Annotated in this window: 13 protein-coding genes and 1 pseudogene; 12 read left to right on the top strand and 2 right to left on the bottom strand. The window is 36.0% G+C overall.

Features of this window, described 5'->3' with window-relative positions; genetic code table 11:
• Positions 1-37: 37 nt before the first annotated feature.
• The 7 genes from NV349_RS11400 (at position 38) to NV349_RS11370 (ending at position 8033) form a co-directional block, all read left to right on the top strand.
• Complete coding sequence (locus tag NV349_RS11400) at positions 38-1366, top strand: MFS transporter (RefSeq protein ID WP_271913504.1); 1329 nt, start codon at positions 38-40, stop codon at positions 1364-1366.
• Between the two features lie 126 nt (positions 1367-1492).
• Positions 1493-1966 carry a flavin reductase family protein gene (locus tag NV349_RS11395; RefSeq protein ID WP_271913575.1) on the top strand — a complete coding sequence of 158 codons (474 nt, stop codon included), beginning with the start codon at positions 1493-1495 and terminating at the stop codon, positions 1964-1966.
• Positions 1967-2158: 192 nt separating this feature from the next.
• Positions 2159-3259 carry a hypothetical protein gene (locus NV349_RS11390; RefSeq protein ID WP_271913501.1) on the top strand — a complete coding sequence of 367 codons (1101 nt, stop codon included), beginning with the start codon at positions 2159-2161 and terminating at the stop codon, positions 3257-3259.
• 786 nt (positions 3260-4045) lie between these two features.
• Positions 4046-4588: a pyridoxamine 5'-phosphate oxidase family protein gene (locus NV349_RS11385; RefSeq protein WP_058843546.1), complete on the top strand. Its 543-nt coding sequence runs from the start codon at positions 4046-4048 to the stop codon at positions 4586-4588.
• Positions 4589-4770: 182 nt separating this feature from the next.
• A complete protein-coding gene (gene hemL, locus NV349_RS11380; RefSeq protein ID WP_231744984.1) occupies positions 4771-6063 on the top strand; it encodes a glutamate-1-semialdehyde 2,1-aminomutase in 1293 nt (430 codons plus the stop codon).
• Positions 6064-6196: 133 nt separating this feature from the next.
• On the top strand, positions 6197-7636 hold the full coding sequence (gene pdxR / locus NV349_RS11375; RefSeq protein WP_058843548.1) for a MocR-like pyridoxine biosynthesis transcription factor PdxR: 1440 nt from the start codon (positions 6197-6199) through the stop codon (positions 7634-7636).
• 187 nt (positions 7637-7823) lie between these two features.
• Positions 7824-8033, top strand: a complete 210-nt coding sequence (locus tag NV349_RS11370; RefSeq protein ID WP_230593923.1) for a hypothetical protein — start codon at positions 7824-7826, stop codon at positions 8031-8033.
• 76 nt (positions 8034-8109) lie between these two features.
• On the opposite strand, the gene NV349_RS11365 is transcribed toward NV349_RS11370, so the two are convergent.
• Positions 8110-8373 (bottom strand): sulfite exporter TauE/SafE family protein, encoded by a 264-nt coding sequence (locus NV349_RS11365; protein WP_058843549.1) that lies wholly within the window; start codon positions 8371-8373, stop codon positions 8110-8112.
• A 410-nt stretch (positions 8374-8783) separates the two neighbouring features.
• On the opposite strand from NV349_RS11365, the pseudogene NV349_RS11360 reads away from it, so the two are divergent.
• A pseudogene (locus NV349_RS11360) lies at positions 8784-9247 on the top strand (Type 1 glutamine amidotransferase-like domain-containing protein); the annotation flags it as partial.
• Positions 9248-9350: 103 nt separating this feature from the next.
• Here the strand turns inward: NV349_RS11360 and NV349_RS11355 are convergent.
• Positions 9351-9818 carry a MarR family transcriptional regulator gene (locus NV349_RS11355; RefSeq protein ID WP_036126198.1) on the bottom strand — a complete coding sequence of 156 codons (468 nt, stop codon included), beginning with the start codon at positions 9816-9818 and terminating at the stop codon, positions 9351-9353.
• A gap of 255 nt (positions 9819-10073) precedes the next feature.
• On the opposite strand from NV349_RS11355, the gene NV349_RS11350 reads away from it, so the two are divergent.
• The 4 genes from NV349_RS11350 to NV349_RS11335 are packed head-to-tail and all read left to right on the top strand — an operon-like array spanning position 10074 to position 14309.
• Entirely contained in the window at positions 10074-11264 is a 1191-nt protein-coding gene (locus NV349_RS11350) for a MalY/PatB family protein (RefSeq protein WP_271913572.1), read from the top strand.
• A gap of 29 nt (positions 11265-11293) precedes the next feature.
• A complete protein-coding gene (locus tag NV349_RS11345) occupies positions 11294-12583 on the top strand; it encodes an amidohydrolase (RefSeq protein WP_051891715.1) in 1290 nt (429 codons plus the stop codon).
• A 30-nt stretch (positions 12584-12613) separates the two neighbouring features.
• Positions 12614-12820 (top strand): DUF3311 domain-containing protein, encoded by a 207-nt coding sequence (locus tag NV349_RS11340; RefSeq protein WP_036126201.1) that lies wholly within the window; start codon positions 12614-12616, stop codon positions 12818-12820.
• A 1-nt stretch (position 12821) separates the two neighbouring features.
• On the top strand, positions 12822-14309 hold the full coding sequence (locus tag NV349_RS11335; RefSeq protein ID WP_036126203.1) for a sodium:solute symporter family protein: 1488 nt from the start codon (positions 12822-12824) through the stop codon (positions 14307-14309).
• Positions 14310-14456 lie beyond the last annotated feature (147 nt).

Below are 14456 nucleotides of genomic sequence, written 5' to 3'. Positions count from 1 at the left end.
TTGTATTTAAAATAAAATAGTTAGGGGAATGAGATGAATGGGAAAAGAAAAATCGACTGCAAGTTCCCGAAAAGTATTATTTGCTAGTTTAGTTGGCAGTACAATTGAATTTTATGATTTCTTTCTTTATGGTACCGTAGCAGCGCTTGTTTTTAATAAATTATTTTTCCCAAGCCATGATCCATACGTAAGTTTGTTACTTGCTTATGCTTCTTTTGGTGTTACGTTTTTTATTCGACCTCTCGGTGGCCTCATTTTTAGTCATATGGGCGATAAATTTGGTAGGAAAAACACCCTTGTCGTTTCACTTCTGTTAATGGGAATTTCAACAGTATGTATAGGTTTGTTACCAACATATAGTACAATCGGAATTTTTGCCCCTATTCTACTTGTGTTCTTAAGACTCCTTCAAGGTATTGCTGTTGGTGGGGAATGGGGAGGAGCTGTTCTCTTAGCTGTTGAAAATGCACCAAAAGAAAAACGAGGGTTCTATGGTAGTTTCCCTGCGATGGGAATCCCTCTTGGCATGTTACTTGGAACAACTGCTATTTCAATTGTAAGTTTACTTCCAGAAGAACAGTTTCTTTCATGGGGCTGGAGACTTCCTTTTCTACTAAGTGCAGCTCTAGTGATTACTGGTTTGTGGATACGTCGTGGCATCGAGGAAACTTCGGCATTTAGTGAAGAAAAACAAAAAGGCAATGTTGTGAAAGTTCCTCTTGTTGAGACTTTACGTTATCATTGGAAAGCTGTTTTAATTTCATTGGGTGCAAAATGTGTGGAAGTGGGTCCATTCTATATTTTCACCACATTTTTTATCTCCTATGCGACAGATAACATTGGTTTCTCGCGGACTACAGCATTAAACATCATTACTGTGGCAACCATTGTGACGACATTGTGTATACCAATCATGGGAAAATTATCTGATTTATGGGGCCGTAAACGTCTTTTCATGACCGGAGCAGCTGGAATTGCGTTATTCTCTTTTCCTTACTATTATTTATTATCAACAGCATCAACATTTTGGGTTTATGCCGCTTCTATTATCGGTTTAGGCATTCTTTGGTCTTCCATTGCAAGTATTATTGGAACAATGTTTACAGAAATGTTTAGTACCAATGTTGGATATACGGGAATTACACTGGGTTATCAAGCAGGGTCAGCATTGTTTGGAGGAACCGCTCCCATGATAGCTACAGTTTTACTAAGTACTTACAATAACTCATGGATTCCACTAGCTATTTTTATTGCGATTCTTTCTGTGGCTTCATTTATCTCTGTAACATTTTTACGCAAAGTGCAAGTCACGGAAGAAAGCCTAATAGATCAATCATCACCTCAGGAAGAGCTGGTTGTTAAATAGAAGATTAAAAGTATTTATTAATAAGTCTGAATATTTAAATAATAATTCTTGGAAATTACTATTTCTGATTTCCAAGGGGGTTAAACACTATCTAAAATACTTATAATTTAAGGAGGAAGTAACATGATGGATGATAGAACTTTTAGAAACGCAATGGGTAAATTTGCTACTGGGGTAACAGTAATTACGACAGTGATTGAAGGAGAAGCACACGGTATGACAGCAAACGCATTTATGTCTGTTTCGCTCGACCCTAAATTAGTATTAATATCTATTGGCGAAAAAGCTAGAATGCTGGATAAAATTAATACTTCGGGCAAATTTGCTGTGAATATATTATCAGAGGAACAAAAGGAACTATCCATGCATTTTGCAGGACAAATTAAAGAAGAGCGCGAAGTAGAATTTGACTGGGTTAATGAGCTACCAGTATTAAAAAATGCATTAGCAAATATTGTATGTAATGTTCATAGCAAACAAATTGCGGGAGACCATACACTCTTTATTGGAGAAGTAACCGATATCGCGATGAGCGATGGATCACCACTTGCATTCTTTGAAGGCAAATATAGCGAAATTAGTCAGCCAATAAGCTTATAAGCACTGGCTAAACATTTTCTAATAAAAATCGAAACCGTCGTTTGAGCATTATTTGTTCGAATGATGGTTTTGTTTATACATAGACTTTTTATTTGATTTCATCGTTATAAGACTATCCATTTTTATTAAAGATTCATATACTACAAACAGCCATTTAAAAAAGAACGAAAGCCTACTTTGGGAGGTTATACGATGAAGTTATCAATCAATTGTTCAGAAACCGTAAGTGACACCCAATCTGTTGTATGCGGAGCAATCACTAATACTCTACTCGCACCTCAAATCATTTGTTCCAATGAAACATTTTTTATTAATCTAAACACCTTACTAAACTTTGCTTGTGAACCAAATACAGCTGGCGGCCTAAGTATAGATGAAATATTTGCGGTAATCACAACTGGTAATGCTACTTTTACTGGCAATATAATTCCAGGTGAATTCCAAGCTGTGGTTAATACAGTACCACCAAATAGTATATTTTTATCGTACTCAGATGCGATTATTGACTTTCAGCCGACGCAATCAGGACAATCAATAATTAAATTATTTGATCCCTTTGTTGGACTTGAAGTAGCTGCATCATCAACCCTGGTCGAACAACCGATTATTGTTGAATTATTTGTAGTTGGTCAAACATTTATTGGACCCGGTTGCACTTGTGGGCCAAACTTTGACGGATATGCGTCTAATCTTAGGTTGGAGCTTGTATTAGTTCCTGCAACACATCCATGTTGTACAACTTGTCCTTTACTGTTAGATATTGTCTTGTCTAAAAATGTACAAGTACAATCTAAAGAGGTATTAAAAATTCAAGGGACCCTTTGTGAACCACGGAATGAACTTCGAAAGCGTCAAAAATTAAATGAACATTATCTAAAAGATAATAACCATTTCGAATGTATTCAAGCACAGTGTGTGCATGATTGGGTCGTTTTTTGTACGGAACATCAAAGAAAGGTTCCAATTCCGGAAAATTGTAATAGGCAAATTCTCAAATGTCGGAGAGCTGGCGAAGAACTAACGATCCTTTGTAAAACAATTCCAAATACTTGCAGCTTTACTGTTTTGGATAACGACATAAAACCTTTGTCTGGAATTCATGCAGGGAAGTTGGTTCCAATTCGATTCACTATCAATATACGCATTCAATACTACTGTAACGGGGAATCTCTTTGTCACTTTGATGTACCCATTACGACGGTGGATGAGATTGTTCTTTGTTTTCCAGAAGGTACTTTTATTAAAGCTGAAATTTCTGATGTCATATCTACAATCGTAGGAGAAAACGGCTAAAGTTCCTCAGTATTAAAAGTACACAATATGGAGACTATTAACTGACAATAAAGTTGTTAACTCTTATTTGATTAACGATGTAAAATAGTTGAATAAGAGTTGCAACAGCCATAAGATACAAAGCGACTAATTACAAATGGGGTGACAGGAAGCAATGAAAAAGATAAATATAGTCTCTGTTCTATTAACGGATTACAATCTTGAAGGATACGTAAATGAAATAGACAGTCTGGTTTTAGTTTTTAGGAAATAGTAAGGAAAGGTTTCAAATGGAAATTATGAAAAAATCATATAAACAATATAAAAAAGTAATAAGGTAAGTAAGAATACTAAGTTTTATTCACCTAAAAAATAAAGCAATACAACGTCTATGGAAACATTTAAATCAAAATAATTATCTAGCGGAAGTAGAGGCTAGTGGTTTAACTAGATTAGAACATTAGTGTTTTAATTTAAGATGAAAAATATCCTGTTTTTCAGCGCCCACTTTGACGCAGAGATACTATTAAACTCACTAACTTTTCGTTCAAAGAGAATCCTATGAGGTTAAAGAATTTTTCTGTAACTAAATATGACTAATATGAAACAATGGCACTGAGCATTATTTCACTCTCATTTCTTTTACACATAATAAAACTTTGAACTATACCAGCTAATAGTTAATCATAATTTTTAAAATTTAACGCTCCTCTGAAAATGGATTGCTTGATTGCTATAATTATGGACGTTTTTATTCAATCCAAAGGCTGATAAAATCACATCATACTACAAGTAGGAGTGATAACCATGGTTAAGGTACGTTACAAAGTAAGAGAAGTGTTGGACAAGAACAAAATAGATACATTTTTGCAGCAAGCTCGCATTGGGCATCTAGGTATGGTTGACGGTCATTTGCCATATGTTATCCCACTTAATTTTGTGTGGACAAATGGGGTGCTTTATTTCCATGGAGCCACTGGTGGGAGACGAAATCAAGTGATGGAAGAGAATCCAGAGGTCTGCTTTACAGTTTGCGAAGAATATGGAACGATTACTAATCCAGTACCCGCTAAAACGGACACCGCTTATATGAGTGTCATGGTTTTTGGTAAGGCTCAACCTATCGTCGATCTAAATGAAGCGACACATATGTTGCAAGAAATGATAAATAAATATGTACCTGGTTACTATAATCGTCCCTTATCCCAGCAACATGTGGACAAATATCGATCAGCTGTTTTCGGAGGGCCGGTTCAAGTTTACCGAATTGTTCCGCAACATATTACCGCGAAAGAAAATCCAATTGCACTAGGGGAAATGTTCAATATTGAAAAAATCCCACATACATAGTACTGGTTTTCAGAACTTGTTAAATCAAATCACTTTAAGCACTACTAATCCTAGTTATCTAGGGTTAGTGGTTTTTTAGTGTATCTACTTTATGGACTGTTAAAATTCGCATTTTTGGATGTTTTTTATCAATCCGTAATACGTTATGCTAAGATCGTTCAATAAGAAAGGCGGTTTTTAAAATAAATACGATGAAATCAATAGAAGCCTTTGAAATAGCAAAAAAGCTTATGCCTGGTGGCGTAAACAGCCCAGTAAGAGCATTTCAATCAGTTGGGATGGAGCCCATTTTTATTAGCCATGGGAAAGGCTCGAAAATCTATGATATTGATGGCAATAGCTATATAGATTATGTTCTTTCCTGGGGACCATTAATTCATGGACATGCAGATAAGGAGGTTTTAGGTGCACTTCTTGAAGCCATTCATAGTGGGACAAGTTTTGGATTGCCAACTTTACAAGAAAATAAGCTAGCTGAATTAATAACTACTCGTATTCCTTCCATAGAGAAGATTCGAATGGTTAACTCAGGTACAGAAGCGACAATGAGCGCCATTAGACTAGCTAGAGGCTTTACTGGCAAAAACATGATTGTGAAATTTGATGGAAACTATCATGGACACAGTGATTATCTATTAGTAAAGGCAGGTTCAGGAATTGCTACATTAGGCCTCCCTGATAGTCTAGGTGTACCTTTAGAAATAACTAAAAATACAATATCCATTCCCTATAACAATATCGAAGTCTTGAAGAAAATATTTGATAAATATGGCTCACAAATTGCAGCCGTTATAGTAGAACCATTTGCAGGCAATATGGGAGGAATACCAGCTAATCCTGAATTTCTTCAAGCGATACGCTCTTTCACTACAAAATATGGTGGGCTATTTATACTTGATGAGGTCATGACTGGCTTTCGGATAGATTATCATTCTGCTCAGGGGCTTTATAACATAAAACCAGACTTAACTTGTTTAGGTAAGATCATTGGTGGGGGGATGCCTGTTGGCGCATATGGTGGAAGAAAAGAGATTATGAATCAAATCGCTCCTGAAGGGAATATTTATCAGGCTGGAACCTTATCAGGTAATCCAATAGCGATGGTAGCGGGGTATACGACAATAAATAAATTAAATCTTGACAGTTACGAGTATATAGAAAGGTTATCTAATAGGCTTATTCAAGGCTTATCCAAAGTAGCTCATAACTATAATATTCCCCTTAAAACAACAAAAGCTGGGACAATGATTGGATACGCATTCATCGATCATCCTTTACAAGATTTTGATGATGCTCAAAAAATAGATTCCGAGATGTTTTGTCGTTTTTATAGGGAAATGCTTAAACAGGGTATACTTTTACCTCCGTCTCAATATGAAAGCATATTTATATCGACTGCACATTCCATACATGATATTGATAGAACGATTCATGCTGCAGAAGTAGCATTTAAAAGAATAATAGCATTTGTTTAGATGAAGCAAAGTATACTAAAACCATCCTATTCCTATAAAATTATCGATTTGATAGTATAATAATGATTGATTGTACGAAACTATTAATTTTCACTTAATTTAACAATCTTTATTCTAATTGGAAGTGAATTGAATGTTAAAAGTTAACCGAGACGATAAAAATCCTATATGGCAGCAGTTACTTGACCAAGCTATTCATCATATTACAACAGGAAAATGGCCACCAGGGGAGTTGCTTCCTCCATCCCGAGAACTCGCCTTATTAGTAGGTGTTTCACGCTCAACTATACAAATTGTTTATGAGGAATTATTTAGTCGTGGATATACCGTGACAAATTGGCGTGGTGGAACAAGGGTAAGTGAATGGGGATATAAAAAGAACTCGTCAGAAGAGGTCATTCTTCAGGGACCATCTACGCCAGTATTACCTTTATTAAACTCGGCAGTTGATGAGTTAAACAGTTGGTTTAGAGGTAAAGCAAATCAAAACGTTGCAATCGATTTTTGCCCCCATGAGCCGTATTTGGACGAGCATTTCCGAAAAAAATGGAGACAATCTTTTTTACAGGCTTCAGCAGAAACAGACCTGACCAATTGGGGTTATGGCGATGCCTACGGTTTTACACCGCTACGTGAACAGATTCAACGTTACCTGACATTTGAAAGAGGTGTACATGTAGATATTGACCAAATCATCTTAACCTCTGGCGCACAGCATAGCATCGATCTGATTGCCCAAGCTCTTTTAAAGGAAGGAGAAACAGTTTCTGTTGAAGATCCTGGATTTCCTGCTGCCTGGATGACCATGAAATATCGGCGCATGAATGTTATTGCTGTGCCTGTTGACGAGTACGGAATACAAGTGGATTCTATTCATCCACAAACCAAGCTCGTTTTTGTTACACCTTCTCACCAATGTGCAGTTGGTGTCATTATGTCTGAGCCACGCCGACAACAATTGCTGCAAAAATCTGTGAAAGATCAATTTTGGATTGTAGAAGATGATTATGATGGTGAATTTAGGTATCGGGGTGGCCCGCTTCCTACCTTGTTTAGCCAACAACCCCAAAACACATTATATATGATGAGTTTTTCTAAAATGGTTGCTCCTGGCATACGAATTTCGGCTGTCATTGGTCCAAAAGATGCCATTCGCCAACTTGCGCAAGTACAACAATTAACTTATCGACATCTCCCAATTATGGAGCAATTAACACTTGCTCATTTTATTGAGCACGGTCATTTTATGCGTCACATGAGGAGAGCAAGAAATGTCTATCGACGTAGACATGAAGCTATGACGAAGGCAATCATAGCGTCAGGACTAGCGGAACGTTTCAAGCTAAGTGGCATTGAAACGGGCTTGCATATGCTTCTTGAAGCGGAAGAATCGTTTGATGAAGAAGCAATGACGAACCTAGCACTCGAAAAGGGGATACGTGTTTATCCACTTAGTAAGTATTGTTTAGAAAATAATCGAAAAGGATGGGTACTCGGATTTGCTAAAATGGATGAGTTAGCAATTGAGGAAGGTATTTTTCGTCTTGCAAAGATCCTCTTGCAAGAAACGTAATCATTAGCGGGTCATAAAGGAAATTATTATAGAAATGGGTGGAGTGATACCATGCCATACATTCACGAGTTTGGAATCATTTCGTGTATAACTTTCTAAGGTTTTTAGTAAAAAAATACATCACGTTGAAACATTCGCCCACAACACAAATAGACCGTTTAAAAGTCTCGCCTATTGGGGAATAACCTTGACACCACCGAGCTTTCATAGACAATTTTTAAATATGGTGAGTGAAGCCAATGTCGAATATCAATCAGCAGAACTTGAAGAATTAATCAAAAAAATTGCTGAGGCAATAAAACAAGATAAATGGATGATTCATTATAGTGTTTCATTTTTCCAATACATACAGGTAAGGGGAAGAGGCGATTGTTCAATAAGAGCAATCGCTTCTTAAAATACCCTTTTTAAAATCATATTAAATTATTAAACTGTATGTTGTTATCACTTGGTATCTTAGTAGTAAGGGTGATTTATTTTATTAAATCCGAAACGACCTGACCAATTAAGAACAAAAAAATGATTGGTAATATAATTTGAACCCATCTTGTTTGGATGTACGGAATAATCTTTAAGCCTAAGAAAGAGCCAACAATAGAGCCAATTGAAACAGGAATAGCAATTCCCCAATTAACAATACCAGTAAAATAATAAAGAGAAAGTGTCTGTTCAGCAAGCAGATATTCAGCAAAGTTTATATATTTGCTCGCGGAAATCCGATCTAATCGAACAACCATTTATACACTTTTTAAAAACTCATTCTTAAGCTAACCTTTAAAATCGTGAACACGTACAATGCTGTTTTGGTTGACTCTATTTAATCAATAAGGTATGTAGAGTGAGATATATAGTTGGTAGTAATTATTGGTGAAAATCCGTAAAGAGAATAAAAACGTATGTTAATATTCGAGAATTAATTAATTGTTCGTGTTTTTAACGGTGAAATGCGAATCATCCACTGGCTGGACACTTTTACTTTTGCGTAAAAAACGAACATTATAGATAAAGCTTTGTTAATGAAATGATTAGGAGGAAATACTTTACGAAAACTAGTAGTCAGTTTGTACGATGAGCAATGGATTCAACTGTTTCTGGAAGAGGCTGAAAAACTGAATTTTATATTTAAAAATGAAATCATAGACATCTATCAGGTATTATGTTCGATGACTATCATTTAATTAATTATCATGTACAGAAGGAAGATGCCCAAACCATACTTCAAAATGCGTCAGCTATTTTCTTGTTAGGTGGAGATACTCTTAAACAGAATGAGTTTTTGATAGACTCTGAATTGACGGATTTGATTAAAAAAAGCACAGCTGTTGTAATGGGGGCAAGCGCAGGAGCAATCAATATGTCCGCTAAATGGTTATGCTCGAAAAACTTTGGTTATCCAGTTGAAAAAAGCTTTTTATACGAAGGGATCGGTCTTGACAATTTTTCCGTCCTGTCGCATTTTGATCTTGAAAATAAACTTTATCGAAAGAAATAGATATTTATACGTCGAACAAAGATTGCGCTGTACGTGTAAAGAGAGGCAACATCGACATTTTAGGCTATGTCTATTTAATTTCCCACTCCAAAATTCAGAAATTGGATGAGACGCTCTAGCTGTGGTGAATAGCTAGAGCGTGTTTGAATCAATCTTTTTTCCAAAACACGCTCTTTTCCTTTTTTAAAGTATCAATTTGATCAAACCTTGGCAACAAAAGGTTTAGGCTTTTTCATGAAGTGTACTTTTTGTTCGCTCATTAATTAGGTTAAGAAGTGTAATGATTTTCTGAAAATCTTCAATGGTGAATCTTTCTAAATCCTTTAAGTAATTGCCAAACTCTTCTTTATCGAGTTTTTTATGATATTCATATACCAGTTGACCTTTTGGTGTCAATTCAATCGTTAATTCTCGATAATTGTCAGGATTTCTATATTTAAATGCTAATTCTTTTTTTATTAATTTATCCATCATTTGAGAAACTGCACTTTTTGTACGGTGTGTGATTTCTGCAATTTCAGTAGTATTTGTTTTGATTTTATCACCTATTAAATTGAGTGTGTGAGCCTCTATCATATATAGTTCATCTTCCGTACCGTACTTTCTCGGGATACTTTCATAGGTACTAATGGATCGAGATGTTTCAAAAAGTGTCTCCATTAGCTCATAAAAGATTTCTTCTTTCTCCACAGATCATTCCCCCTTAGTAAACAAACATCCCTTTATTTTAACATATTCATAAATAATTTCCTTCAATTAATCATGAAGCTTCAACAACCAATCAATTTTTGTGAAGGGGATCAAACATCCCAATTTTAATTTTCGGAAAATTCTATTTTCTTATTGACGATTTTACAGTTAAGGTGCTAAACTGATGAAAATAATTGCTCAAGTACGGAAAAAACGTATTTTCGAGCAATGATGAGGAAGGGGATGAGAGAAAGAATGATATATGATTTTGATGAAATGATTAGTCGACGTCGTACTTATTCGTTAAAGTGGGACGGGGAAGAATTAATTAAAGACATCGGTTATACAGAAAGATATGATTATGAAACAATTCCATTATTTACAGCTGATATGGATTTACCCGTCATGCAGCCTTTGATAGATGCACTTCATCAAACGGTTGATCATCGAATCTTTGGGTATTCTATTTTTCCGAATGAGTACTTTGAATCCATTCAGCATTGGTTTAAAAAAAGGCATGATTGGGTGATCAAAAGAGAGGAAATCGTATATAGTCCTGGAACGGTTCATGCTTTGAATATAGCTGTACAAGCATTTACTAAGCCTGGAGAAGGAATCATTATACAACGGCCAGTTTATCCACCGTTCACTACTGCGATAGAGCGTAATGGTAGAATTGTTCAAAATAACGCAATGAAATGTGAATCAGATGGATCTTTTTCAATTGATTTCGTAGATTTTGAAGAGAAAGCAAAGGATAAAAACACAACCATGTTTATTCTTTGTAATCCACATAATCCAACTGGAAATATATTCACCAATAAAGAATTGAAAAGGCTTTCAAAAATTTGCGAGGAACATAATGTAATCATTGTGGCAGATGAAATCCACGGTGACTTAATTAGGAAAAATAAAAGATTTACACCAATCTGTAAGGTTGTAGAAAATACTGATCATATTGTCACTTGTACAGCCATTAACAAAACATTTAATGTTGCGGGTCTTCATTGTACAAATGTCATCATTTCCAACCCCGAACGCAGAAAAACCTTTAATGACATAATGGGGATGCAGTTACCGTCACCGTTTACCATTGCAGCTCTTATAGCCGTCTATAACGAGGGAGATGAATGGTTGGAACAAATTACGCAATATATTGACGGCACAATGGAGTTTGTAAAAAGCTTTTTAGCTGAAAACATGCCTACAGTTAAAGTAAGAATTCCAGACGGCACATATGTGATGTGGATGGACTTTAATGGATATGGTCTTTCCGATCGAGAGATTCATCATCGTATCTATAATAAAGCGAATGTTCTTCTAGAAGATGGATGGATGTTCGGAAAAGAAGGGGAAGGTTTTCAAAGAATTTGTGTCCCTTCGCCAAGACCACTTATAAAGCAAGCACTTGAACGGATTGCTGTTGAATTTCAGGATTTGGAATAGAATAATCCATTAAAATAGGGGTGTATAAAATGACAACAATCGAGTTTGAACTTAATGCTTTAAAGGCTGCAGAAGAAATCGAAGGCTATGTCATTAATATAAGAAGAGATCTTCACAAGCATCCGGAGATTGGGTTACAGGAAATACGGACTATTAAAGTAGTTACAGAGGAATTAACTAAAATGGGCATTGATTACGAGATCGTCCCGAATGGTGGAATTATTGGATTTATTCATGGGGAACAACCAGGGAAAACATTGATACTTAGAGCTGATTTAGACGCACTTCCGATGAAAGAAAACGAAAATAATTTAAAAATGAAAAAAATAGTCGTTTCTAGTACTAGTCAAGCTGCTCATACTTGTGGTCATGATGGACATACAGCAATGCTTCTAGGGGCAGCGAAGATTTTGGTTCAACATAAAGATAAGGTAAAAGGAAAAGTACTTCTTGCTTTTGAGCAAGGAGAAGAAATGGGCGGAGGCATTTACAATCTTTTAACACGCTTATATGAATTAGGGGCTGACGGCATTTGGGGCATCCATTTAAAATCTGATATTCCAACAGGGAAAATATCTGTTGAACCAGGACCAAGAATGGCTGCTTCCTTTAGTTTTAATGTGCTATTGAAAGGAAAAAGTGGACATGGCTCCAGACCAGATTTATCGGTGGCTCCATTAGATTGCTTTACAGATTTTTACAGCAATTTAAAAGCTATGAGAATAAATACTTTAGATCCTTTTAAAACCATTACCTATTCTATTGGCATGATTCATTCCGGTTCTGCCGTAAATATCATTCCAGAAAGCTTACAATTCTCAGGAACTGCCAGATATTTAGATGATGATCAAGGTTCACATGCTGCAAGCGAATTTAAACGAATCCTAGAAAAAGTTTGCGACCTACATCGTTGCACATATGAATTTATTACAGAGCCCATTGAATCGGATTTATTTGTTTACAACCAAAACGATTGCGCACACATAGCATCACTTGCTGTAGAAAAGGCATTAGGTGTAAATACGTTATATTCTTCACCAGCATGGATGGGCTCAGAATCCTTTGCGTTTTATGAAAAATACTTTCCAGGTGTATTTGCCTTCGTTGGAATAAAAAATCTTGAAAAAGGGGTTGGGGCAGAGCATCATAATGATTTCTTCGATCTAGATGAAGATGCTCTCAAGCTAGGTGTAGCTTCCACTGTACAATACACCATTGATTTTCTAAATAATGAACATCAAATCGTATTTGCGGCTGACAAAAGGGATGTCAAAAGCTTGTTTATTGATAATGGATTTGCCCAATTAATAAAACAATAGGCCATCTTATAAAAGAAGGAGATAGATAAAATGACTCGAAAAAGACTTTGTTATTTACTATCATTCATTGCATACTTTGGAATGCCTTTGGGAGTTCCCTTTATTAAAAGTACCGAACCTTATATCTTGGGACTTCCGCTTTTGTTATTTTGGATGGTTCTTTGGATTTTATTAGGGACAGGTATCATGCTTTTAGTACATCGCTTAAATCCAGACGTAAAAGCAGAGGTGGAGTAACATGACAATATCTATTGGTATTATTGCTGTGTTTTTAGGAATTGCATTAATTTTAGGCATTATGGCGAGTAGAGGGAAGGATATGAGCCTAGAGCAATGGAGTGTTGGCGGTCGGGGTTTTGGCTCTATTTTCATTTTCTTGCTAATGGCCGGAGAAATTTATACTACAAGTGCATTTTTAGGGATAAGTGGTTGGATGTATGGAAAAGGTGGAGCAGCATTCTACAACATCATGATGCTGAACTATGTCATTGCTTACTGGTTAACGCCAAAAATATGGAGCTATGGAAAGAAACATAATTTACTTTCTCAATCTGATTTTTTTGAGAAGGCATATAAAAGTAAAGCGCTTGGAATGGTTGTAGCAATAGTCGGTTTGGCGGCTTTAATTCCTTATTTAATCATTCAATTGAAAGGTCTTGGCATTATTGTTTCTGAAGCTTCTTATGGAGCCATTGACTCCAAAATCACGATTTGGATTGGAACCATTGCGATGATTGTCTATGTTATGGTTTCAGGTATTCATGGCTCAGCTTGGACAGCAGTCATTAAAGACTTCCTTATACTTGGTGTTGTTTTATTTCTAGGAATCTACTTACCATTTCATTATTATGGTGGTATTCAACCAATGTGGGAAGCTATTGAAGCCACAAATCCAGGGTTCTTAACGCTTCCAGACTCAGGTTTAAGTGCGTCTTGGTATGTTTCAACAATGATGCTGACATCATTAGGATTTTACATGTGGCCCCACACCTTTGTTGCTACTTTTTCAGCTAAAAGTGGAAATGCCCTAAGAAGAAATGCGATTATTCTACCTATCTATGCATTATTTATATTATTTGTCCTATTTACCGGAGCAGCAGCTATTCTACAAGTCCCGAATTTATCGGGAGGCGATGTTGATTTAGCATTATTCAAAATTTCCACACAAACGTTTAGCCCAGTAATAGTAGGCTTTATTGGAGCAGCAGGGCTGTTAACGGCAATTGTTCCAGGCTCATTAATTTTGATGTCTGCAGCTACACTTTTTGCAAAAAATATAATAAAGCCGTTTCGTCCTCAAATTACGGATCGACAAATTGGTATTATTGCTCGTTATACGGTTCCATTGGTTGCCCTAATTGCCCTTTATTTTACTTTTAGTGGTGGTGGTGCTATAACTCTATTATTCTTAATGGGATATGGATTAGTTACACAATTTGCACCTGCTGTTGTTTGTAGTTTCATGAAAAAAAATCCACTGTCGTTACAAGGTGTGTTCGCTGGGATAATTGTTGGCGTTATGATTGTAGGTTGGCAAGCCGCTACAGGCGCAAATCTAAGTACCCTTTTCCCGAATTGGCCAACATTTATACAAGATATCAACATTGGGTTCCTTGCATTAGGCGTTAATATTGTAGTGAGTTTAGCAGTTAGTGCATTTACAAGAAAACTTTTCATAAAGCATGATGGGGCTTCCAACGAGGAAATCGTGGAGAGTTTACCATAGTAACACATTGATATTATTGATGAATTGTAGGATAGATTTACATTTATAATAGAGCCTGTGATTAGATGAAAGCTCGCAAAGAATAGTTGAAAAGAGCATGTTTTGATTCATTTGTTTCAAAGCATGCTCTTTATAATTGTTCTCATC

It is taken from the genome of Lysinibacillus sp. OF-1, assembly GCF_028356935.1.
Taxonomy (GTDB): domain Bacteria; phylum Bacillota; class Bacilli; order Bacillales_A; family Planococcaceae; genus Lysinibacillus; species Lysinibacillus fusiformis_D.
Note: the sequence above shows the minus strand (reverse complement) of the source record. Positions and strands in the feature narration are given on the sequence as shown.

Excerpts from the sequence above, each read along its gene's own strand:
- pdxR (WP_058843548.1), top strand. The coding sequence starts at position 6,197 with ATGTTAAAAGTTAACCGAGACGATAAAAATCCTATATGGCAGCAGTTA.
- NV349_RS11335 (WP_036126203.1), top strand. The coding sequence starts at position 12,822 with ATGACAATATCTATTGGTATTATTGCTGTGTTTTTAGGAATTGCATTA.
- NV349_RS11395 (WP_271913575.1), top strand. The coding sequence starts at position 1,493 with ATGGATGATAGAACTTTTAGAAACGCAATGGGTAAATTTGCTACTGGG.
- NV349_RS11385 (WP_058843546.1), top strand. The coding sequence starts at position 4,046 with ATGGTTAAGGTACGTTACAAAGTAAGAGAAGTGTTGGACAAGAACAAA.
- NV349_RS11400 (WP_271913504.1), top strand. The coding sequence starts at position 38 with ATGGGAAAAGAAAAATCGACTGCAAGTTCCCGAAAAGTATTATTTGCT.
- NV349_RS11390 (WP_271913501.1), top strand. The coding sequence starts at position 2,159 with ATGAAGTTATCAATCAATTGTTCAGAAACCGTAAGTGACACCCAATCT.
- NV349_RS11365 (WP_058843549.1), bottom strand. The coding sequence starts at position 8,373 with ATGGTTGTTCGATTAGATCGGATTTCCGCGAGCAAATATATAAACTTT.
- NV349_RS11340 (WP_036126201.1), top strand. The coding sequence starts at position 12,614 with ATGACTCGAAAAAGACTTTGTTATTTACTATCATTCATTGCATACTTT.
- NV349_RS11345 (WP_051891715.1), top strand. The coding sequence starts at position 11,294 with ATGACAACAATCGAGTTTGAACTTAATGCTTTAAAGGCTGCAGAAGAA.
- NV349_RS11350 (WP_271913572.1), top strand. The coding sequence starts at position 10,074 with ATGATATATGATTTTGATGAAATGATTAGTCGACGTCGTACTTATTCG.